Origin of the sequence: Rhizobium sp. BK196 (assembly GCF_014193255.1) — a bacterium.
Taxonomy (GTDB): Bacteria; Pseudomonadota; Alphaproteobacteria; order Rhizobiales; family Rhizobiaceae; genus Rhizobium.
The window spans coordinates 350,509-369,133 of the sequence record NZ_JACHZB010000003.1 but is presented as its reverse complement, the minus strand read 5'-3'; the positions used below and the strand labels follow the sequence as shown (position 1 = coordinate 369,133).

The following is an 18,625-nucleotide window of genomic DNA, read 5'->3' as shown; positions in this document are numbered from 1 at the left end:
GGCAAGATGGCTCAGCGGCGTGTTTGCCACTGTTTGCCATCAATAGCTCATAGCCGAAGGCCTCAGCGGCCGAAGGCTTGCACCGGCAAGCGCGGATTGGATTTGGCGGCAAGCAGCGCTACGCGGGCATTGGCCTGAAGCTGACCCGACGTGGCCGCATGGCCGCTCAGTGCCACGCCGACAGAAATCGTCAGGCCGCTTGCTTCAGATGTATCGGAGGCGGCGAAAACGAGATTGTCCTCGACGGAACTGCGCAGCCGCTCGGCGATCGCCAGCGCGTCCTGCATGCCGACATTGGCAAAGAGGAGGGCGAATTCGTCGCCTTCCAGGCGCGCAACGAAATCGTTCTTCTTCACCGTCTTGCGGAAGAGGCCGGCAAGCTTCTTCAGGAGCTTGTTGCCGGTCTGCGCGCCGTATCGGGCGGTAAGCTCCTTGAAATCATCGATGTCGATCATGATCAGCGCGCTGCCGGCCGCACCCTCTTCCTGATGGTACAGATCGTCGAGCGCACGATTGAGCCCGATACGGTTGGGCAGGCCGGTGATCTTGTCGGTGACAGCAGCCGCCTGCACGGCGGAAACGCCCCGCTCCAGCACCGTCAACCGCTCGATTTCCTCTTCCAGCCTCGTGCCGATCGTCCGGTCCGCTGCGAGAACGGCTGAAAGGGAAGCGGCGAGATACTCGACCTCCGCCATGAAATCGGCAAGGCTCTGCTGGTCCTGCTGGCCCGAGACGGATTTGAGGATTGTCTCGCAAGCGCGTGTGAATGCCTGGTGATGCAGGCGACCTTCGGCGAGCCGCTCCGCCGTCTCCTTAAGCACGCGGCTCGTTTCGTTGCGCGAGCGGTCGTCCGCCAGCCCATAATGGCCGACGAGCCTGTAGCGCAGGCCGAGCTCGTCCAGAGCTTCCTGATGCGGATGCGGGCCGAGGGCCGCTATATCCTGTGCCAGCCCGGCATTCAGGCCGATCAGTGCCTCATGGAACAGTTCATAGTTGCGTGGCAGGCCTGCCACGTTCAGCCGCATCATGTGCTGAGCGACTTTCTGCACGTCGGTTGCCGGCGCCGGCCGGGTCGCCTCGCGCGTATTCAATGCATTTGCAGCGGCAGTCGGCATGACGATCCCCTCATTGCCATTGGTTCTCTTGGGCCATCGACTCTTCTGCTTCCGCTATGCAGGCAAGCTTTTAAGAGACATTGAATTTGCAAGGTTTGCGGGGCGGGAAGCCGCAAAACCGGTTAATGCACCCTTGCCGCGTCCCGATCGGGAATGGCAGCATCCGTCTCAGCAGCAGACGCGATGGGCCCATGAAAATTCCTGATTTGATCGCACCGGCTTTCTGGCGTGGAATGAACCCGTTGCGATTGCGAAAGGATGGCCATGACCAGAGCTCTCTACTCCCTGTGCGGCGCCGACGAGCGTCACCTTTTTTCGCCGCATTGCTGGAAAGCGGTGATGGCGCTCGCCCATAAGGGGCTCGACTTCGAAGAGGTTCCGACGACCTACAGCCGCATTGTTGATATCGGCGGCGGCTTTTCCAAGACCGTGCCTGTCCTGGACGACAATGGCCGGCTGATATCGGACAGTTTCGAGATCGCTCTTTACCTGGAAGATACCTATCCGGACCGTCCGTCGCTGTTTGGTGGCGAGGGCGGCAAGGCCCTGTCGCGCATGGTCGAGGGTTATTCGCAGATGATCATCCATCCGGCGATCATGCGGATCGCGCTTCTCGATATTCATTCCATTCTCGATGAGGGCGACAAGGCCTATTTCCGTGCCAGCCGCGAAAGCCGTCTCGGCAAGCCGCTGGAGGATTTCGCCGCCGGACGTGAGGCGGAGAGGGAAGCCTTTGCCGCCAAGCTGGAGCCGATGCGCCACATGCTGCGCTTCCAGCCCTTCATCGGCGGCGAAAGCCCGCTTTTTGCAGACTACATCGTCTTTGGTGCCCTGCAATGGCTGCGCATCGCCGCCGGCCTCGCCATGCTGGCCCCGGATGACCCCGTCATGGCCTGGTTCGAACGCTGCCTCGATCTTCATGAAAGCCGGGGCCGGACTGTGACAGCAGCGTGAAATTGCCGGAGCCCCCTTGTTTTCGGGCGGTGAGGCGGGTAAAGACCGCCCACTTTTCCCTGAGTATGAGGATCCGAATATGGCGATTGAACGCACCTTCTCGATGATCAAGCCGGATGCAACGAAGCGCAACCTGACGGGCGCTATCACCAAGATGCTCGAAGATGCCGGCCTGCGCGTCGTCGCCTCCAAGCGCGTCTGGATGAGCAAGCGCGAAGCAGAAGGCTTCTACGCCGTTCACAAGGAACGTCCGTTCTTCGGCGAACTCGTCGAAGGCATGACCTCCGGCCCGACCATCGTTCAGGTTTTGGAAGGCGAAGGCGCCATCCTGAAGAACCGCGAAATCATGGGCGCAACCAACCCGGCAAACGCTGCCGAAGGCACGATCCGCAAGGTTCACGCTCTGTCGATCGGCGAAAACTCGGTTCATGGTTCCGACGCTCCGGAAACGGCTGCCCAGGAAATCAAGTACTGGTTCTCCGATACCGAGATCGTCGGCTGATCAGCGCGGATGCATTGAATTGACTGAGAAAAGCCGGGCTCGTCCCGGCTTTTTTGCTTTACGGCTCAGGCCGGACACTTGTCCGTATTGGAAAAATCCGTCGTCCCATCCGGCTTGAAAACCTCGGGGTTCTTCTCGTATAACGCGCCGACCACCAGCGGTTTACTCGGCAGCACCGTCTGGTCGAGATTGGATTTGAACTGTGCCTTCAGCTCCTGCAAGATCTTGCCATCCTTATCGACCAGCTTGACGGTCACTGAATAAGGCCGGTCCTTAACCACGCAGTGCAGGTTTTCGCTCTGGACCGAAATCTTGTCATCCATCGGAAAAACCTTCTGGTTCAGCACCAGCGGCGCACCGCCCTGCGGGTTTTCGAATTCGGCAACGATGGCGGAGCCATCGGGGATGGGGGCCGTCTTCTTCATTGTTAGCAGATAGGTGGCGCTGGCGTTTCGATAGTTGAAGACGAAGAGATGCCCCGTCACTTCCAGCATGCTTTCGGCCTGGCGCTGGCAGGCGGCAAGCAAGAGTGCCGCTGCCGCAAGAGCCGTGATGATTGAGCGCCGTTTCATGGCGTCTCCTCCTTCTTTTTCCTCCGGTAATGCCTGATCGCCTTGGCGCGGTTGCCGCAGACGGCCATATCGCACCAGGTGCGGCTTTTGTTCTTGCTGCGGTCGATGAACAGCCAGCCGCAATTGCCGCAGATCTTCATCCGCTCAGGATCGGGCATGGCGATCAGTCGCAGGACCGAATGCGCCGTCGCGGTATCGAGACCCTTCTCCGCTGCCCCGCGCAGCGTGCGCGCCAGCGCCTCCAGCAATTCGGCAAGCAGCCGGTCGTCATTTCCCTCAAGCACGCGCTGCCGGAAATATCTGTCCGTTGCCTCGCGCAGCTCGATGAAGTTCGCTCTATTCTGCGCTCCTACCGGCGCTATGTCGCCAAAAAGCGCCCGTTCGGCGCAGAATTCCTGCGCTGCCTCGGGGAAACGCTCCAGTTGTCCCTCAGCCTCGAAGCGATCGATACGGCGCGCCGTGTCGTGGCGAAGGATGACGCTGTTGGCGACATCGAGCGCCAGCGCGCCGCCCGAAAAGCGGTGAGGGGTCCAGGAAAAGCTCATGAGAAAAATATAACTGGTAAAACACATTTTGCCAGTTATTATTTTAAAGCGATCCGGAGTTTCGGGAATGGCCTATCTTCTGCAGCAACTGGCGAATGCGGTGCCGCTCGCGGCACTCTACGCCACGCTTGCCTTCGGTTATTCGATCGCCTTCGGTGTCACAAAGCGCGCCGACATCACCTATGGGGCGATCATCGCCTTTGCCGGTCAGATCCTGCTGCTCTTCACAGACATGGCCTACAATCGCCTGTGGCTGGTGCTGCCGGCGGCGATATCGATCGGCGTCTGCGCCTCGCTGATCTATTCAGTGGGGGCGGGGATCTGGATCGGCCGATCCATCATGCAGCCGCTCGTCAGCAAGTCGCCAAACACGGTCATGGTTGCGGCACTCGGCATGATGATCGTGCTGATGGAGACGGCGCGTCTTGCGGCCAATACCCGCGCTATCTGGCTGCCGCCGCTGCTGAACGATAACGTCACCTTCTGGAGCGACGGTGTTTTCCGGGTAACGCTCACCTATATCCAGCTTCTGGATACGGTCCTGATGTGCGCGATCATTGTAATAGGTACGTTGATTCTGAAGTGTACCGCCTGGGGCCGTCTATGGCGGGCCGTTATTGATGATCCGCTTGCTGCCGAACTCTGCGGCACCAGCGCCAGCCGTGTCTTCCTGGTGTCCTATGGGGCCGCAGCGCTGGTCGCCACCTGTTGCGGCATTCTTGCGACCTTCTATTATGGATCGATGGATTTCGGCGCAGGGCTGATGTTCGGCCTCAAGGTGCTGCTGATCGCAGCCGTCGGCGGCTATTCCGATCCGCTACGCTCGGCGGCCGGTGCGGCCGGCCTCGCACTGGTCGAGACGCTTTGGGGCGCCTACGGCTCCTTCATCTGGCGCGATCTCGCCATTTTCTCGCTGCTGGTACTCCTGCTGGTGATGAGTCGCCGCGAACGCGTCGTACTCTGATTATTTCCAGCGGTCTCGCGCCTTGTTGTCGGCGTCCCTTGCCGAGACCCATTCGCCCGAATGTCCATCCTTGCCGTGCTCCTTCTTCCAGAAGGGTGCAGATGTTTTCAGGAAATCCATGACGAAGCTCGCGCCGTCGAAGGCGGCCTGCCGGTGCGGTGCCGACGCGACGACCAGCACGATATTCTCGCCGGCCGCAATCTTGCCGAAGCGGTGGATGGCGGTGAGGCCGTTGAGCCCGAACCGCTCGATGGCAAGCTCCCCTATGCGGGTCATCTCCGCTTCGGCCATACCGGGATAGTGTTCGAGTTCGAGTGCGGAGAGTGTGCCGCCTTCATCGCGGCAGAGGCCGGAGAAGGTGACGACTGCGCCGATGCCGGGCTTGCCTTTGGAAAGCCGGTCGACTTCCGCCTGCAGGTCGAAATCCTCGCGCTGGACGCGGATGGTGGGAGTAATGGTCACAGCACGCTCCTCGGCCCCGGCGGCACGGCCGTTCTCACCCGCCCGTCATCGGCGGGAAAATACCGATCTCTTTCGCCCCGGCGATCGGCTCGTCATGCTCCACATGTTCCTGGTCGATCGCCACCCGGATTACATCAGGATATTGAAGAGCCATTTGATATTCTTCGCCCAAGCCTTTCAAATGATTCAGAAGATCCGCAACGCTGACGACGGAGGAAGGAAGTTCGATCTCCTCTTCTCCCTTGCCGATGCGTTCGCGCACCCAGGCGAAATAAATAAGCCGCGTCATTCTTCGTCATCCACGATATGTTTGAGCCCCGCCCGGAAATAGTCGTAGCCGGTATAGATGGTCAGCAGCGCGGCGATCCATAGAAGCCCGATGCCGGCCTGTGTCGTATAAGGGAAAATCTCGTCTCCGGCGGGGCCGGCCAGCAGGAAAGCGATAGCGACAAGCTGCAGAGTCGTTTTCCATTTGGCGATGCGGGTCACCGGCACGCTCACCTTCAACGCAGCCAGATATTCCCGCAGGCCCGAAACCAGGATTTCGCGGCAGAGAATGGTGATCGCCGCCCAGATCGACCAGCCGGCAATGGTCTGGTCGGCCGCGACCAGGAGAAGGATCGAGGCGACCAGCAGCTTGTCGGCGATCGGATCCAGCATGCGGCCGATATTCGATGTCTGGTTCCAGATGCGCGCGAGGTAACCGTCAAGGAAATCGGTGATCGAGGCGGTGATGAATATCCAGAGCGCCACCCAACGCGCGGTGTTGCTGATCGAAAGTTTGCCCTCGATGAAGAAGCAGAGAACGATCAGCGGCACAGCGAGGATGCGGCCGTATGTCAGGAGATTGGGAATGTTATACGCACGCGATGCCATGAGCGGTTCTCTTTGATAATGCGGCGGTAGATGACGGCTTTGGCCCTCGACCGTCAACATTCTTTCTGTTTTTTCGCTGCCTTTGCGTGGAATTTGCGACCGGCGCCGCTTATTTCGCGGCGTCGTCGTGAAAATGATTGTAGACCTGCTTTGCGACGGTCTCGGAAATTCCTTCCACCGCCATGAGATCGGAAAGGGCGGCGCGCGACACCGCCTTTGCAGTGCCGAAGTGTTGCAGCAGTGCCCTCTTGCGCGAAGGCCCGATGCCGCCGATCTCGTCGAGCGGGTTCTTGACCATCTCCTTCTTGCGCCTTGCACGGTGGGAACCGATTGCGAAACGGTGCGCCTCGTCGCGCATGCGCTGGATGAAGTAGAGTACCGGATCGCGCGGCGGCAGCGTGAAGCTTCCCTTGCCGGGGGCAAAGAAGCGCTCGCGTCCGGCTTCACGATCCACACCCTTGGCGACGCCGATGGCGATCACGCTGTCGGTAATGCCGAGCTCTTCGAGGATCGCGCGCACCGCCGTCATCTGCCCCTGACCGCCGTCGATGAGGATGACATCGGGCCAGGCGGGGAAGGGCAAGTCGGCCGCATCGGCTGCGGAAACCTGCGCGCTGCGATCGGGAATGCCCTCTTCCTTGAGCAGGCGGGAGAAGCGCCGCGTCATCACCTCCCGCATCATGCCGAAGTCGTCGCCGGGGGTGATCTCGGTCGATTTGATGTTGAACTTGCGATACTGGCTCTTCACGAAGCCTTCCGGTCCGGCGACCACCATGCCGCCGACCGCATTCGTTCCCATGATATGCGAGTTGTCGTAGATCTCGACGCGCTGCGGCACGTAGGGCAGCCCGAAGGTTTCCTTGAAGCCTTCCAGCAGCCGCGATTGCGAGGCCGTTTCGGCAAGCTTTCGCCCGTGCGCCTCGCGGGCATTGGCAATGACATGCTCGACGAGATCGCGCTTTTCGCCGCGCTGCGGAACGAGGATCGAGACCTTGTGCCCGGCCTTTTCGCTGAGTGCGGCGGCCAGCAATTCCAGTTCCTCCACTGTTTCCGACAGCATGATCTGCCGCGGCACCGGCTTGTCATCGTAGAACTGCGCGAGGAACGCGTTCAATACCTCGGCGCCTGACAGTTGCGGGTCGGCCTTCGGGAAATAGGCGCGGTTGCCCCAGTTCTGCCCGGTGCGGAAGAAGAACACCTGGATACAGGAAATCCCGCCTTCGTGATGGATGGCGAATACGTCAGCCTCCTCGACGCCGGCAGGATTGATGCCCTGGTGGCTCTGCACATGCGAGAGTGCTGCAAGACGGTCACGATAAATGGCAGCCCGCTCGAAATCGAGATCCTCGGCCGCGGCATTCATCGCCTCCGCTATATGCTCTTTCACCTTCTGGCTCTTGCCGGATAGGAAGTCCTTGGCTTCCTGCACCAGCTCCGCATAGCCCTCGTCGCTGACCTCACGGGTGCAGGGACCGGAACAGCGTTTGATCTGGTAAAGCAGACAGGGCCGGGTGCGCGTCTCGAAGACGCTGTCCGTACAGGTGCGGATCAGGAAGGCGCGCTGCAGTGAATTGATCGTGCGGCCGACGGCGCCTGCCGAGGCGAAGGGGCCGAAATAGTCGCCCTTGCGGGCGCGGGCGCCACGATGCTTAAAGATGGCGGGCGCGCGGTGATCGCCGGTTATCAGGATATAGGGAAACGACTTGTCATCACGCAGCAGCACGTTAAAGCGCGGCCGCAGGCGCTTGATCAGATTCGCTTCCAGCAGCAGGGCCTCGGTCTCCGTCCGCGTCGTGACGAATTCCATATTGGCAGTCTGGCGCACCATCTGGGCGATGCGGTTGGAATGCACGCGCCCCATCGCGTAGTTGCCGACGCGCTTCTTCAGGCTGCGGGCCTTGCCGACATAGAGTACGTCGCCCGCCTCGTTGAACATGCGGTAGACGCCGGGACTGTTCGGCAGGCGCTTGACGAATTCGGCGATCAGATCGGCGCCGAGAAGGCCGGTTTCGTTGATGCTGCCAGCATTCCAGTCGATCGACGCCGAAATCGGCGAGGCAGAGGCGTCGCCTTCCACCTCGATGATGTCGTCGTCGTTTTCATCGGTTTCGTCGTAAAGAACACCGCCATCGGGCAGCTTCTTGGCATTCATTCCTTGATCTCCAGCACGTCAGGCGTCTGCCATGCGAGATGCTGGCCGCCGTCGAGTGCAATCATCTGACCCGTGATCGAGGGGGTCTCGAACAGAAAACGAATCGTTCGGCCGAATTCCGCAAGCTCAGGTCCACGCTTCAAGATAAGGGCTGAAACCTGCGCTTGGAAGTCTTCCTGCAATTGCCGCTCGCTCGGTATCGACGGGCCGGGACCGATCGCATTGACGCGGATGCGCGGCGCGAGCGCCTGCGCCATGGTCTGCGTCGCCGTCCACAGCGCCGATTTCGACAGCGTATAGGAGTAGAAGCTTGGCCGCAGTGCCCAGACACGCTGATCGATAACGTTGACGATCAACCCCTCATGCGCCTCCGGCAGCTGCTCGGCGAATTTGGCAGCAAGGATCGACGGTGCGCGAACATGCAGGGCGAAGTGCTCGTCCCACACCTGCGCATCGAATTTGCGGAGCGAATCCTCAAGAAAAATCGATGCATTGTTGACGAGAAGATCGATCGGCCCGAGCGCCTCGCATGCCTTCTCGACAAGACCTGCGGTCTCACTGATTTGGGCAAGATCGGCCTGGATCGCAACCGCCCGGCGCCCTCTTTGCCGCAATTCCGCCGCAAACTCCTCGGCCTCGTCGAGCGAGCCATTCGCATGGATTGCGATCGAAAATCCATCAGCAACAAGGTCTTCGGCGATTGCCCGGCCTATTCTCTTGGCAGCACCCGTCACCAGCGCCGCGCGAAGTCTTTTCTTGGTCAAGATGCTGCCTTCTGGTCCTGCGAGTCCGTTCGCTGACTATATAAGGGCAGCCTTTGATTATATAAATAGGCGGAAACGATTGCCTGTGTGGACCGGATATTCTATGTATTATTTGCGGTCGCGATTTGTTAAAATAAGTATTGTAAGTTTAACTGTTTATTATCCTTAATAAACGGTATGTTGCAACCAAGCAACATCGAATTTCTGCCGCCGCGGAGCCACAATGATATCACAATTTGGCTCTTTCAAATCCGCATTTGCATTCCAATTTCACTCTCGATCCGGAAGGGACATTTAGTAATCCCCCGTGAATGCTTCGCCGAGTTTAAGTTGACGAGCGCGCGGGACTGAAAGGAGACAAGTATGCGTATACTCTTTGCTGGCCTCATGGCTTCCGCTCTTGCCGTTGGCGGTTTCTCGGTCGCACAGGCAGCCGACGCCGTGGATCAGGTTCCACAGGCTCCGGTCGCTGAGGAAACCCCGGCTCCGGTCAACAACTGGCAGGGCTTCTATCTCGGTGGTGCCGCCACCTACAACATGGGCAGCTTCGGTCACGATCGTGACACCTATGATTGGGGCGGCCAGCTCTTCACCGGCTACAATTTCCAGCAGGGCCAGATCGTTTACGGCGCTGAAGCCGATCTTGGTTATGGCAATGCAGACGTTACCGAAGGCGGCATCAAGAACAAGACCGGCTGGAACGGCTCCGTCCGCGGCCGCGTCGGCTACGATCTGAACCCCTTCCTGCTCTACGGTACCGCAGGTCTGGCGCTCGCCGACACCAAGGTCTCCGACGGCACGTCTTCCGACAGCAAGACCGCCTATGGTTACACGGTCGGCGCTGGTGTCGAAGCTTTCGTGACCAACAACGTCACGACGCGTCTTGAATACCGCTACACCGACTACCAGAGCAAGGATTACAACCTCGACTCCGGCAGTGTCTCGCGCGGGTTCGACGAAAACAGCGTCAAGGTCGGTATCGGCGTCAAGTTCTGATCCTGATTGCATATGACATAAAAAAGCCGGACCTTGTGCCCGGCTTTTTATTGTCTTCTTGCGTCTCAGGCCTGCGGCTTCAGTTGCTCGTAGCCGTCGAACTTTTTCTCGAATACTCTGAGCCAGCCGATCAGCTCGGCATGGTCTTCTTCCCACTGGCCCTTGAAGCGCAGGTCGAGGTAGCCGATCGTGGCGGCGAGTGCGAAATGCCCGCCATGCAGCCTCTTGCCGAGCTTAGGCGTATTGGCGGCCAGATAGTTCAGCGCGGTCTCGACCTTCTTCCACTGCCGGTCGATCCAGGGCTGATGCACCTTTTCTTCGTCCCGGAAGCGGCGCTCGTAGACGATCGCGAGCAGGCAGTCGCAGACGCCGTCGCACAGCGCTTCCAGCACTTCGGCATCGGTGCGCTTGCTCTTCTTGGAAGGATAGAGAGCGCCCTTCGTCTGCCGGTCGAAATAATGCATGATGGCAACGCTGTCGAAGATGGAAACGCCGCCATTCGTCAGCAGCGTCGGGATCTTGCCGAGTGGGTTGTTGTCCACGAGGATCGCCGGCCCCGCATTCGTATCGACCCGGATTTCCGTGATCTCCAGGCCGAGATGGTGGGCAGCCATGCTCACCTTGCTGGAGAAAGGGGAGGTCGGGGAGCAGAGAAGCTTCATGGGGCACCTTTTGGATATGCTGTTGGTGCCGGACTATTCCCGAGCACCGAGAGTCGGTCAATCGGCCTTGGCTGGCTTCGTTTCTGCGCGCAGCCAGAAGGCCCGTTGCGAGGCGAACCGGTCCTGCGCCAGATGGTCCTTCAGGGCCGGCAGCAGCTGATGCAGTTCGTCCTTCAGCGTAAAGGGCGGATTGACGATGATGAGACCTGAACCCGTCAGCCCCGTCGTCTCGCGGTCGCTGCGCACGGCAAGTTCGGCGCAGAGCATCTTCGGAATATCGGTTGCCTGCAGCGCCTCATGGAATTCCTTGATCGGTGCGCCTTTCTTCAACGGATACCAGAGGCAGTAGGTACCACCAGGAAAACGCCTGTAAGCCTTGGCGAGGCCATCCACCAGCCGTTCATATTCGCCGTCCTCTTCGAAAGGCGGATCGACGAGCACGATGCCACGCTTTTCCTTCGGCGGCAGATGCGCGCCGAGTGCCAGCCAGCCGTCGAGCTCGGTGATGCGCGCATGATGGTCGCCTTCGAAGACGCGATGCAGGCGGACAAAATCCTCCGGATGCAGTTCCATCGCCGAAAGCCGGTCCTGCGGGCGGAAGAGCATGCGGGCTAATTTGGGCGAGCCGGGATAGAAGCGCAAGCCGCCCTGCGGGTTCAGTTCGCGGATGGGTGAGATATAGGGCTCCAGCAGTTCGGAAACCTGTTGTCCGAGATCGGTGTCGAGCAGTTTGCCGATGCCGTCTTGCCATTCCCCGGTCTTCTGGGCTTCCTCGGAGGAAAGATCGTAGAGGCCGATGCCGGCATGCGTGTCGAGCACGCGGAAACCGGCGTCCTTCTTCTGCATATAACGGATCAGCCGCGCCAGCACCGCATGCTTCAGGACATCGGCGAAATTGCCTGCATGATAGATGTGGCGATAGTTCATTTTCGCTGATGCCTGTTATGAATTCGGATCATTGGGCGTTTTTGTGCCTTTTGAGCGGTCGAGCCTTGGCATATAGAAATCGCATGAACATTGCGACCCCCATCCACGCCAAATCCCGGATCGGCCATACGGCCTGCCCACATGACTGTCCCTCCACCTGCGCGCTGGAGGTGGATATTACGGAAGACGGCCGCATCGGCCGTATCAGGGGTGCGAACGACCATTCCTACACGTCGGGCGTCATCTGCGCCAAGGTCGCCCGCTATGCCGAGCGCCTCTATCATCCGGACCGTCTCATGCACCCGCTGCGCCGCACCGGCGCCAAGGGGGCAGGGCAGTGGCAGCAGATTTCGTGGGATGACGCGCTGGACGAGATTGCCGAAGCCTTCGTGAAGGCCGAGGCCAAGGATGGCAGTGAGGCCATCTGGCCTTATTTCTACGCTGGCACCATGGGCTGGGTGCAGCGCGACTCGATCGAGCGCCTGCGCCATGCCAAGCGTTATTCGGGCTTCTTCTCCTCGATCTGCACCAATCCTGCCTGGACCGGCTTCACCATGGCAACCGGCATGCTGCGCGGGCCCGATCCGCGCGAGATGGCGCGCACAGACTGCGTTGTCATCTGGGGCACCAATGCGGTCGCCACGCAGGTCAATGTGATGACCCACGCGATCAAGTCGCGCAAGGAACGCGGCGCCAAGATCGTCGTCGTCGACATCTACGACAATCCGACGATGAAACAGGCCGACATGGCGCTCATCGTCAAGCCCGGCACCGATGCGGCCCTTGCCTGCGCCGTCATGCATATCGCCTTCCGCGACGGTTATGCCGACCGCGACTACATGGCGAAATATGCCGACGACCCCGCCGGTCTCGAAGCGCATCTGAAGGCAAAGACGCCGGAATGGGCCGCCGCAATCACCGGCCTTTCGGTCGAGGAGATCGAAGCCTTCGGCAAACTCGTCGGCACGACGAAAAAGACATTCTTCCGCCTCGGCTACGGCTTCACCCGCCAGCGCAATGGCGCGGTCGCAATGCATGCGGCGGCTTCGGTCGCCACCGTGCTCGGCTCCTGGCAATATGAGGGCGGCGGTGCCTTCCATTCCAACAGCGATATCTTCCGCATGAACAATGCGGAGCTGACCGGCAAGTCGATGAAGGATGATGGCATCCGCATGATCGACCAGTCGCAGATCGGCCGAGCGCTGACCGGCGATGCCGTGGCGTTGCGCGATCGCGGCCCTGTTACGGCCATGCTGATCCAGAACACCAATCCGGTGAATATCGCCCCGGAACAGAGGCTGGTGAAACAAGGCTTTGCGCGAGACGACCTCTTCGTTGCCGTGCATGAACAGTTCATGACCGAGACGGCCGAAATGGCCGATATCGTCATTCCCGCCACCATGTTCGTCGAGCACGAGGATATCTATCGCGCCGGCGGCCAGAACCACATTCTGCTTGGCCCCAAGCTCGTCGAGCCGCCGGAGACCGTACGCACCAACCTCTTCGTCATCGAGGAACTGGCAAAACGCCTCGGTGTCTCCGACCGCCCCGGCTTCGGCTTCACGGCCCGCGAAATGGTCGATCGCGTTCTGGCGGCGAGCAATCTGCCGGACTACGACCATTTCCTCGAGCACAAATGGTTCGACCGCCAGCCGGCTTTTGAGGACGCGCACTATCTCAATGGTTTCGCCCATGCCGACGGCAAGTTCCACTTTCGGCCGGACTGGATAAACGGCGCCTCACCGAACAAACCGCCAGCTTCCGTCGGCACGCTCGGCCCCTATGCCGAACTGCCGCCATTCCCGGATCAGGTCGACGTCATCGAACTTGCCGACCCTGAACATCCGTTCCGCCTGGCGACTTCGCCGGCGCGTAACTTCCTGAATTCGAGCTTCACGGAAACCAGAACTTCGCGCCAAAAGGAAGGCCGTCCGGAAGTGATGATCAACCCTGTTGATGCCGAGGCCAATGGCGTCGGCGATGGCGATCTCGTCCGCATCGGCAATGTACGCGGTGACCTGCGCATCCACGCCCGCGTGACGATCGAGGTCAAGCCAGGCGTTCTGATTGCCGAAGGTCTCTGGCCCAACAAGGCGCATGTTGACGGCGAAGGCATCAACGTACTCACCGGCGCCGATCCCGTGGCGCCCTATGGCGGCGCCGCCGTCCATGACAATAAGGTCTGGCTCCGCAAGGATGCCGCCAAGGAAGCCTTATGACGCAATCGAAAGCAAAAGTGGAAATCGTCGGCAAGGCAACCCTGTCCGACGGATGGACGAAGCTGGTCGGTTATCAGCTCGATTATACCGACCGAAAGGGCGAGACCCATCGCCTGCCACGCGAGGTCTACCACCGCACCCCGGCCGCCTGCATCCTGCTTTACGATCCCAAGCGCGATGTCGTCGTACTGGTGAAGCAGTTCCGCCTGCCGGTGTATCTGAACGGCGACCCCGCCTGGATGATCGAAGTCCCGGCTGGCCTGCTCGACGGCGACGAACCCGAAGCCGCCATCCGTCGCGAGGCGATGGAGGAAACGGGTTATACGGTCCGCGACGTCCGTTTCCTCTTCAAGTCCTATACGGCGCCCGGCTCCATTACCGAAGTCGTACATTTCTTTGCCGCAACGATCGACGCCGACGATCGCATATCCGACGGCGGCGGCCTTGCAGAAGAGCACGAGGATATCGAGGTGCTGGAAGTCCCGCTGCAGGAAGCCTTCGTGATGGTCGAAAGGGGAGAGATCATCGATCTCAAGACGATCACGCTGCTGCAGTGGGTATTGTTGAACAAAGGCGAAGTTCGATAACGGGCAAGCCGATCGATGGGGCGGATCGAGATGATCCGCGACAAGGTCAGTTTTCCCCGCGAACGCGCATCATTTGCCGAAAGGTGCGCCGCCTAAGCGCAGGTATTGCGTTGACGGTGCGCATGACGCCACGCGCGACACCGAGCTGAAGCCTGCCGATAATCGGCCGATGAGCCAGATCGCCGGCATCCATCTGCTTTTTCGATTCTCGGACAGCTTCGGTACTATAGCGAAGCATCTCGATCTCGTAGGCTCGTATGGCTTCGAGGAGCGACTTTCGTCCCTGGTCAGCTTCGATCAGCATGCGTCCAAGCAGAGCGGCATCGCGAAGCGCCGTATTGGCACCTGCGCCTCGCCCGGGTGTCATCGTGTGGACGGCGTCGCCGACCAGGGTGACATTTGAACTCGTCCAGGGCCTCAGCGGTACCGAGGTCCTCATCTTCACATCATGGATCGTCGCGGGTTCCGTCATACGGATGATCGTCCGCAAGTGCGGATGCCAGTCCCAAGCGATCTCCAAGCCAAGCTCTCGCAATTGTTCGCCGCTCAGGCCGGCGGGATCCTGCGGGAAGTTCTGCCGAGCGCCCCATATGCCCCAGCCGATACTATCTTCGTCGAGGGCTTCGACGAAATCCGGCCAACGGGCAGCAAAGCCAGGGTCGTTTCTGCTATGGGCGAACTCGAGCGAGTGAATGATGGCGCCAAAGCCCATCGGCGCCATAATCAGCGACATGCCCTTGAACATTTTGTCCGACAGCAGAGCCTTCGTTTCGGCCGTCATGGGAATTTTACCCCCGAGCGACACGATCCCCGTGTCTTCGAGGCGCGCTTCCGGCAGACGTTGCTTACGCAAAGTCGAACTCGTGCCGTCCGCCCCCACAAGGACATCACCTGTCGCGAGGCTTCCATCCTGAAAACGAGCAGTGACTGATCCGTCGGCGTTATTTGTGTAGGCTTGAAACGTCTTCTCGAAGAATACCTCTGCTTCAAGTCCCCTGAGCAGAACCCGCCTCAGCGTCTTTCGAATGACGTTCCGTTCGCCATCCAGAGCATTCGGGCCTGCATCTTCGATATCGAAGCTCAGCACTTCGCCAAGCTGTTCGGTCAGCATGTTGAAATAGCGCGGTGACCTGGCGCAGGTGGCGACATAGAGGTCGTAGAGTTCGTCGGGGACACAGGCTTTCAGCGCGCGGCTTCCAGCTGGGCTGATTCCGACGCGATACCCGCCGATGTCGGCGTTCGGCGCGCGGTCGCGCTCATACACCGCAACGCTGATGCCGGCCCCCTTGAGCAGATGAGCGAGCGCCAGACCGCCAGTCCCGGCGCCGATAATCAAAACCTTCATGGTTCTAGTCCTGGTCGAGTTTAGGTTCGATGGTGAATTGGGTGGCGATCTGCCTCAGCCACTCTTCCGTCCAGGTGATGCGCTGGGCGCGCAGGTTCGCGACAACGCTGGTGACCCAGGACAATTCGGTTGCGTGAAGCGCTCGGAGATATTCCATCTCGAGCAGGAAGAGCCTTGGGACGGCCTGCGCTTCGTGCAGAGTCTCGTCGATCCGGCGAAGCTCCGCCTCCATGGCTTTTGCTCTGAGCTCAAGCTGGCTTGCCACATCATCAGGCGAAAGCAGCGGAAGAAACGATATGGCTGCGGGGAATTCCGGATATTCCCGCGTTGGGGTCGACAATATGGCCCGCATCCAGTCCAGCGCGACGTCGCGGCCTTTCCTGGTTATCTCGTACACCGTCCGCTCGGGACGCTTGTCATCCCGGATTGTTTTCCGTGGGGTGATCAAAGCCTCGCGTTCAAGCCGCTGGATCGTCTGATAAAGGCTCGCCCTCTGCGTGACATTGATCACCTCGTCCTTGCCCCGCTCCTTGATGAGCTGCTGCATTCGGTAAGGGTGCAGCGGCTCTTCCATGAGCATTGCAAGGACGGCGAGAGCGATTGGAGAGCGTTTGATCGATGTCATAGTCATATTATTACTAGTAAGATTATAACTAGTCAATACGATGGCCGCCTCCGGCTCCGACGCAAATACTGGGCAGGATCGGTGACCACAAATCTGTCGGCGAGGCAGATGGGCGAAGGTTCTGTGCGGATTGAGAACGGCTAGGTTGTCGGAAATGGTGGGGAGCGTCTCCCGCTGCCGGAGCGATGGCCACGTCGAACGCCGTCCGTTCTGCCGGGCGATGTGCATCGAATCCGCGCCACCTGCGGCGGCGGCCAGTTCGTCTATAGCCATGCACGCTGCATCCGCTTCAGACCCTTGTGGCTGAAGGCAGAGCACTTCCGTTTCTCTTCGAACGACGGAACTGCCCTGGCTACGGGTTTTCACGCAATTGCGGACGCAAAACCGCTTAGCGCTTTTGCTGGAATTGCTTCAGTCGCCGATCAACGAAATAAGCTGGGATTTCGGGGCGGTGGCGGAAGCTGTCGCCCCGACCGCTTTACCGCCTTCCATCTTCACCTTGCCTTCCGCAAAGAGACGGAGAGCTTGCGGATAAAGCTGGTGCTCGATGGCCAGCACACGTCCTGCCAGCGCATCGGCGGTGTCGCCTGAAAGCACAGGCACGGCGGCCTGGCCGATAACAGGGCCTTCATCCATGCCTTCGGTGACGAAATGAACCGTGCAGCCGGCGATCCGCATGCCGGCGTCGATCGCCCGCTGATGCGTGTGCAGCCCTGGAAAGAGCGGCAGCAGGGAAGGGTGGATGTTGAGGATCCGGCCTTCATGGCGCTGGATGAAGGCGCCCGAGAGCAGCCGCATATAGCCCGCAAGGCAGATAATATCAGGCGAAAGCTCATCAAGCGCGGCAAGGATCGCCGCCTCGTGAGCGTCCTTGCTGACATAGTCTTTGCGCACGAACGCGAAAGTCGGAATGCCCTCGGCCGCCGCCTTGGCAAGCCCGCCTGCATCGGCCTTGTCGGAAATCACGCCGACGATCTCGGCCGGATAATCCTCAGCCTTTGCCGCCTGCACCAACGCCATCATGTTGGAGCCGCCGCCGGAAATGAAGACGACAGTGCGTTTACGCGGCGAATTCATAGAGCAAGCGTGCCCTTGTAGATAACGCCGGCATCGCCCTCGGCGCGGGCGACCATGCGGCCGAGCGTCACGACCTTCTCACCTTCGGCTTCAAGCGCTTGGGAGACTGCTGCGACATTCTCCTCGGCGACGACGACAATCATGCCGATGCCGCAGTTGAAGGTGCGCAGCATTTCCTTGGCTTCGACGCCGCCCGTCTTGGCAAGCCACGAGAAAACGGCTGGCGCCTCGACGGCGGCAAGATCGATCTCGGCGGCGAGATGCTTGGGCAGTACCCGCGGAATATTTTCAGGGAAACCGCCGCCGGTGATATGGGCGAGCGCCTTCAGCGCGCTCGTCTCGCGGATCGCCTTCAGAAGCGGTTTCACATAGATACGTGTTGGCGTCAGCAGCGCCTCGCCGAGCTTCTTGCCCTCGGCAAAGGGTGCCGGCGCATCCCAGTCGAGGCCGGAAAGCGAGACGATCTTGCGCACCAACGAGAAGCCGTTGGAGTGGACGCCGGACGAGGAGAGGCCGAGAATGACATCGCCTTCGGCAATATCGCCCGATGGCAGCAGCTTGCCACGTTCGGCTGCACCCACCGCAAAACCGGCGAGATCGTAATCGCCAGAGGAATACATGCCTGGCATTTCCGCGGTTTCACCGCCGATCAGCGCGCAACCCGCCTCGCGGCAGCCTGCAGCGATACCGCCGACGATCGCTGCACCCTGATCCGGATCGAGCTTGCCGGTCGCGAAATAGTCGAGGAAGAACAGGGGCTCTGCGCCCTGGACCACCAGGTCGTTGACGCACATGGCGACGAGGTCGATGCCAACGGTGTCATGATAGTCGGCATCGATCGCGATCTTCAGCTTGGTGCCGACGCCATCATTGGCGGCGACGAGCACGGGATCCGTGAAGCCGGCGGCCTTGAGATCGAAGAGGCCGCCGAAGCCGCCGATCTCGCCGTCGGCACCCGGACGGCGCGTCGAGCGCACGACCGGCTTGATCTTCTCCACCATCAGGTTACCGGCATCGATGTCGACGCCTGCATCGCTATAGGTCAGGCCGTTTTTTCCAGACTGGCTCATGCTGATCTCCGGAGGATTTAAAGCTGCGGACAAGGGACCGCGTCACATGCCGGTCGCAATTGCATGAGAGTGCGCTTTATGCAAGCGTTGCAAGGGAAAAGCCCCCATTTTCCAGCTAATCCCTGTGCGCTTTCCGGATTCGGTGCAACTGGGTTGACCATCTTTGCGCCTCCATCCTATGTGCTGGAGCGGCCAGGGTCGTTCTAAAGCG

At 60.2% G+C, this 18,625-nt stretch carries 20 protein-coding genes; 6 read left to right on the top strand and 14 right to left on the bottom strand.

Annotation, left to right across the window (positions count from 1 at the left end; genetic code table 11):
* Positions 1-62: 62 nt before the first annotated feature.
* The gene (locus FHT78_RS12955) at positions 63-1,115 is read right to left on the bottom strand and encodes a GGDEF domain-containing protein (protein WP_183744206.1); all 1,053 of its coding nucleotides are present in this window, start codon (positions 1,113-1,115) and stop codon (positions 63-65) included.
* Between the two features lie 264 nt (positions 1,116-1,379).
* Between FHT78_RS12955 and FHT78_RS12950 the strand changes: the two genes are divergently transcribed.
* Together FHT78_RS12950 and ndk are read left to right on the top strand one after the other, a co-directional pair.
* Positions 1,380-2,069: a glutathione S-transferase family protein gene (locus FHT78_RS12950; RefSeq protein WP_183744203.1), complete on the top strand. Its 690-nt coding sequence runs from the start codon at positions 1,380-1,382 to the stop codon at positions 2,067-2,069.
* 79 nt (positions 2,070-2,148) lie between these two features.
* The gene (ndk, locus tag FHT78_RS12945) at positions 2,149-2,571 is read left to right on the top strand and encodes a nucleoside-diphosphate kinase (protein ID WP_007820064.1); all 423 of its coding nucleotides are present in this window, start codon (positions 2,149-2,151) and stop codon (positions 2,569-2,571) included.
* A gap of 65 nt (positions 2,572-2,636) precedes the next feature.
* Here the strand turns inward: ndk and FHT78_RS12940 are convergent, their stop codons facing one another.
* Together FHT78_RS12940 and FHT78_RS12935 are read right to left on the bottom strand one after the other, a co-directional pair.
* Complete coding sequence (locus FHT78_RS12940) at positions 2,637-3,143, bottom strand: hypothetical protein (protein WP_183744200.1); 507 nt, start codon at positions 3,141-3,143, stop codon at positions 2,637-2,639.
* Positions 3,140-3,688, bottom strand: coding sequence for a CGNR zinc finger domain-containing protein (locus FHT78_RS12935; RefSeq protein ID WP_183744197.1), 549 nt, complete (start codon positions 3,686-3,688; stop codon positions 3,140-3,142). The genes FHT78_RS12940 and FHT78_RS12935 overlap by 4 nt, the downstream gene beginning before the upstream one ends.
* Before the next feature lie 67 nt (positions 3,689-3,755).
* Between FHT78_RS12935 and FHT78_RS12930 the strand changes: the two genes are divergently transcribed.
* Positions 3,756-4,652 (top strand): branched-chain amino acid ABC transporter permease, encoded by an 897-nt coding sequence (locus tag FHT78_RS12930; protein ID WP_183744194.1) that lies wholly within the window; start codon positions 3,756-3,758, stop codon positions 4,650-4,652.
* Here the strand turns inward: FHT78_RS12930 and FHT78_RS12925 are convergent, their stop codons facing one another.
* From FHT78_RS12925 to FHT78_RS12905, 5 genes are all read right to left on the bottom strand, one after another.
* Positions 4,653-5,114 (bottom strand): molybdenum cofactor biosynthesis protein MoaE, encoded by a 462-nt coding sequence (locus FHT78_RS12925; RefSeq protein WP_183744191.1) that lies wholly within the window; start codon positions 5,112-5,114, stop codon positions 4,653-4,655.
* Positions 5,115-5,148: 34 nt separating this feature from the next.
* The gene (gene moaD, locus FHT78_RS12920) at positions 5,149-5,403 is read right to left on the bottom strand and encodes a molybdopterin converting factor subunit 1 (protein WP_183744188.1); all 255 of its coding nucleotides are present in this window, start codon (positions 5,401-5,403) and stop codon (positions 5,149-5,151) included.
* On the bottom strand, positions 5,400-5,990 hold the full coding sequence (gene pgsA, locus FHT78_RS12915) for a CDP-diacylglycerol--glycerol-3-phosphate 3-phosphatidyltransferase (RefSeq protein WP_183744185.1): 591 nt from the start codon (positions 5,988-5,990) through the stop codon (positions 5,400-5,402). Before pgsA ends, moaD begins: the two co-directional genes overlap by 4 nt.
* A gap of 109 nt (positions 5,991-6,099) precedes the next feature.
* A complete protein-coding gene (gene uvrC, locus FHT78_RS12910) occupies positions 6,100-8,142 on the bottom strand; it encodes an excinuclease ABC subunit UvrC (protein ID WP_183744183.1) in 2,043 nt (680 codons plus the stop codon).
* Positions 8,139-8,906: an SDR family oxidoreductase gene (locus FHT78_RS12905; protein WP_183744180.1), complete on the bottom strand. Its 768-nt coding sequence runs from the start codon at positions 8,904-8,906 to the stop codon at positions 8,139-8,141. Before FHT78_RS12905 ends, uvrC begins: the two co-directional genes overlap by 4 nt.
* Before the next feature lie 363 nt (positions 8,907-9,269).
* Here FHT78_RS12905 and FHT78_RS12900 point away from each other — a divergent pair, with 363 nt between their 5' ends.
* Positions 9,270-9,902 (top strand): outer membrane protein, encoded by a 633-nt coding sequence (locus tag FHT78_RS12900; protein WP_183744177.1) that lies wholly within the window; start codon positions 9,270-9,272, stop codon positions 9,900-9,902.
* Between the two features lie 65 nt (positions 9,903-9,967).
* Here the strand turns inward: FHT78_RS12900 and FHT78_RS12895 are convergent, their stop codons facing one another.
* Positions 9,968-10,564, bottom strand: coding sequence for a glutathione S-transferase (locus tag FHT78_RS12895; RefSeq protein WP_183744174.1), 597 nt, complete (start codon positions 10,562-10,564; stop codon positions 9,968-9,970).
* 57 nt (positions 10,565-10,621) lie between these two features.
* Positions 10,622-11,491, bottom strand: coding sequence for a 23S rRNA (adenine(2030)-N(6))-methyltransferase RlmJ (locus FHT78_RS12890; protein WP_183744171.1), 870 nt, complete (start codon positions 11,489-11,491; stop codon positions 10,622-10,624).
* Between the two features lie 17 nt (positions 11,492-11,508).
* Between FHT78_RS12890 and FHT78_RS12885 the strand changes: the two genes are divergently transcribed.
* On the top strand, positions 11,509-13,710 hold the full coding sequence (locus FHT78_RS12885; RefSeq protein ID WP_183744168.1) for a molybdopterin oxidoreductase family protein: 2,202 nt from the start codon (positions 11,509-11,511) through the stop codon (positions 13,708-13,710).
* Positions 13,707-14,297: an NUDIX domain-containing protein gene (locus FHT78_RS12880; RefSeq protein ID WP_183744164.1), complete on the top strand. Its 591-nt coding sequence runs from the start codon at positions 13,707-13,709 to the stop codon at positions 14,295-14,297. The genes FHT78_RS12885 and FHT78_RS12880 overlap by 4 nt, the downstream gene beginning before the upstream one ends.
* Before the next feature lie 46 nt (positions 14,298-14,343).
* Here the strand turns inward: FHT78_RS12880 and FHT78_RS12875 are convergent, their stop codons facing one another.
* The 4 genes from FHT78_RS12875 to purM all read right to left on the bottom strand — a co-directional run bounded on the left by FHT78_RS12875 (position 14,344) and on the right by purM (position 18,414).
* Positions 14,344-15,642 carry an NAD(P)/FAD-dependent oxidoreductase gene (locus tag FHT78_RS12875; RefSeq protein ID WP_183744161.1) on the bottom strand — a complete coding sequence of 433 codons (1,299 nt, stop codon included), beginning with the start codon at positions 15,640-15,642 and terminating at the stop codon, positions 14,344-14,346.
* 4 nt (positions 15,643-15,646) lie between these two features.
* Entirely contained in the window at positions 15,647-16,267 is a 621-nt protein-coding gene (locus FHT78_RS12870; RefSeq protein WP_183745331.1) for a PadR family transcriptional regulator, read from the bottom strand.
* 411 nt (positions 16,268-16,678) lie between these two features.
* Positions 16,679-17,344 (bottom strand): phosphoribosylglycinamide formyltransferase, encoded by a 666-nt coding sequence (gene purN / locus FHT78_RS12865; RefSeq protein WP_183744158.1) that lies wholly within the window; start codon positions 17,342-17,344, stop codon positions 16,679-16,681.
* Positions 17,341-18,414: a phosphoribosylformylglycinamidine cyclo-ligase gene (gene purM, locus FHT78_RS12860; protein WP_183744155.1), complete on the bottom strand. Its 1,074-nt coding sequence runs from the start codon at positions 18,412-18,414 to the stop codon at positions 17,341-17,343. The genes purN and purM overlap by 4 nt, the downstream gene beginning before the upstream one ends.
* Positions 18,415-18,625: the final 211 nt, after the last annotated feature.

Excerpts from the sequence above, each read along its gene's own strand:
- pgsA (WP_183744185.1), bottom strand. The coding sequence starts at position 5,990 with ATGGCATCGCGTGCGTATAACATTCCCAATCTCCTGACATACGGCCGC.
- moaD (WP_183744188.1), bottom strand. The coding sequence starts at position 5,403 with ATGACGCGGCTTATTTATTTCGCCTGGGTGCGCGAACGCATCGGCAAG.
- FHT78_RS12930 (WP_183744194.1), top strand. The coding sequence starts at position 3,756 with ATGGCCTATCTTCTGCAGCAACTGGCGAATGCGGTGCCGCTCGCGGCA.
- FHT78_RS12935 (WP_183744197.1), bottom strand. The coding sequence starts at position 3,688 with ATGAGCTTTTCCTGGACCCCTCACCGCTTTTCGGGCGGCGCGCTGGCG.
- purM (WP_183744155.1), bottom strand. The coding sequence starts at position 18,414 with ATGAGCCAGTCTGGAAAAAACGGCCTGACCTATAGCGATGCAGGCGTC.
- FHT78_RS12895 (WP_183744174.1), bottom strand. The coding sequence starts at position 10,564 with ATGAAGCTTCTCTGCTCCCCGACCTCCCCTTTCTCCAGCAAGGTGAGC.
- uvrC (WP_183744183.1), bottom strand. The coding sequence starts at position 8,142 with ATGAATGCCAAGAAGCTGCCCGATGGCGGTGTTCTTTACGACGAAACC.
- FHT78_RS12875 (WP_183744161.1), bottom strand. The coding sequence starts at position 15,642 with ATGAAGGTTTTGATTATCGGCGCCGGGACTGGCGGTCTGGCGCTCGCT.
- FHT78_RS12870 (WP_183745331.1), bottom strand. The coding sequence starts at position 16,267 with ATGACATCGATCAAACGCTCTCCAATCGCTCTCGCCGTCCTTGCAATG.
- ndk (WP_007820064.1), top strand. The coding sequence starts at position 2,149 with ATGGCGATTGAACGCACCTTCTCGATGATCAAGCCGGATGCAACGAAG.
- FHT78_RS12885 (WP_183744168.1), top strand. The coding sequence starts at position 11,509 with ATGAATTCGGATCATTGGGCGTTTTTGTGCCTTTTGAGCGGTCGAGCC.
- FHT78_RS12940 (WP_183744200.1), bottom strand. The coding sequence starts at position 3,143 with ATGAAACGGCGCTCAATCATCACGGCTCTTGCGGCAGCGGCACTCTTG.
- FHT78_RS12950 (WP_183744203.1), top strand. The coding sequence starts at position 1,380 with ATGACCAGAGCTCTCTACTCCCTGTGCGGCGCCGACGAGCGTCACCTT.
- FHT78_RS12890 (WP_183744171.1), bottom strand. The coding sequence starts at position 11,491 with ATGAACTATCGCCACATCTATCATGCAGGCAATTTCGCCGATGTCCTG.
- FHT78_RS12900 (WP_183744177.1), top strand. The coding sequence starts at position 9,270 with ATGCGTATACTCTTTGCTGGCCTCATGGCTTCCGCTCTTGCCGTTGGC.
- FHT78_RS12955 (WP_183744206.1), bottom strand. The coding sequence starts at position 1,115 with ATGCCGACTGCCGCTGCAAATGCATTGAATACGCGCGAGGCGACCCGG.
- FHT78_RS12880 (WP_183744164.1), top strand. The coding sequence starts at position 13,707 with ATGACGCAATCGAAAGCAAAAGTGGAAATCGTCGGCAAGGCAACCCTG.
- purN (WP_183744158.1), bottom strand. The coding sequence starts at position 17,344 with ATGAATTCGCCGCGTAAACGCACTGTCGTCTTCATTTCCGGCGGCGGC.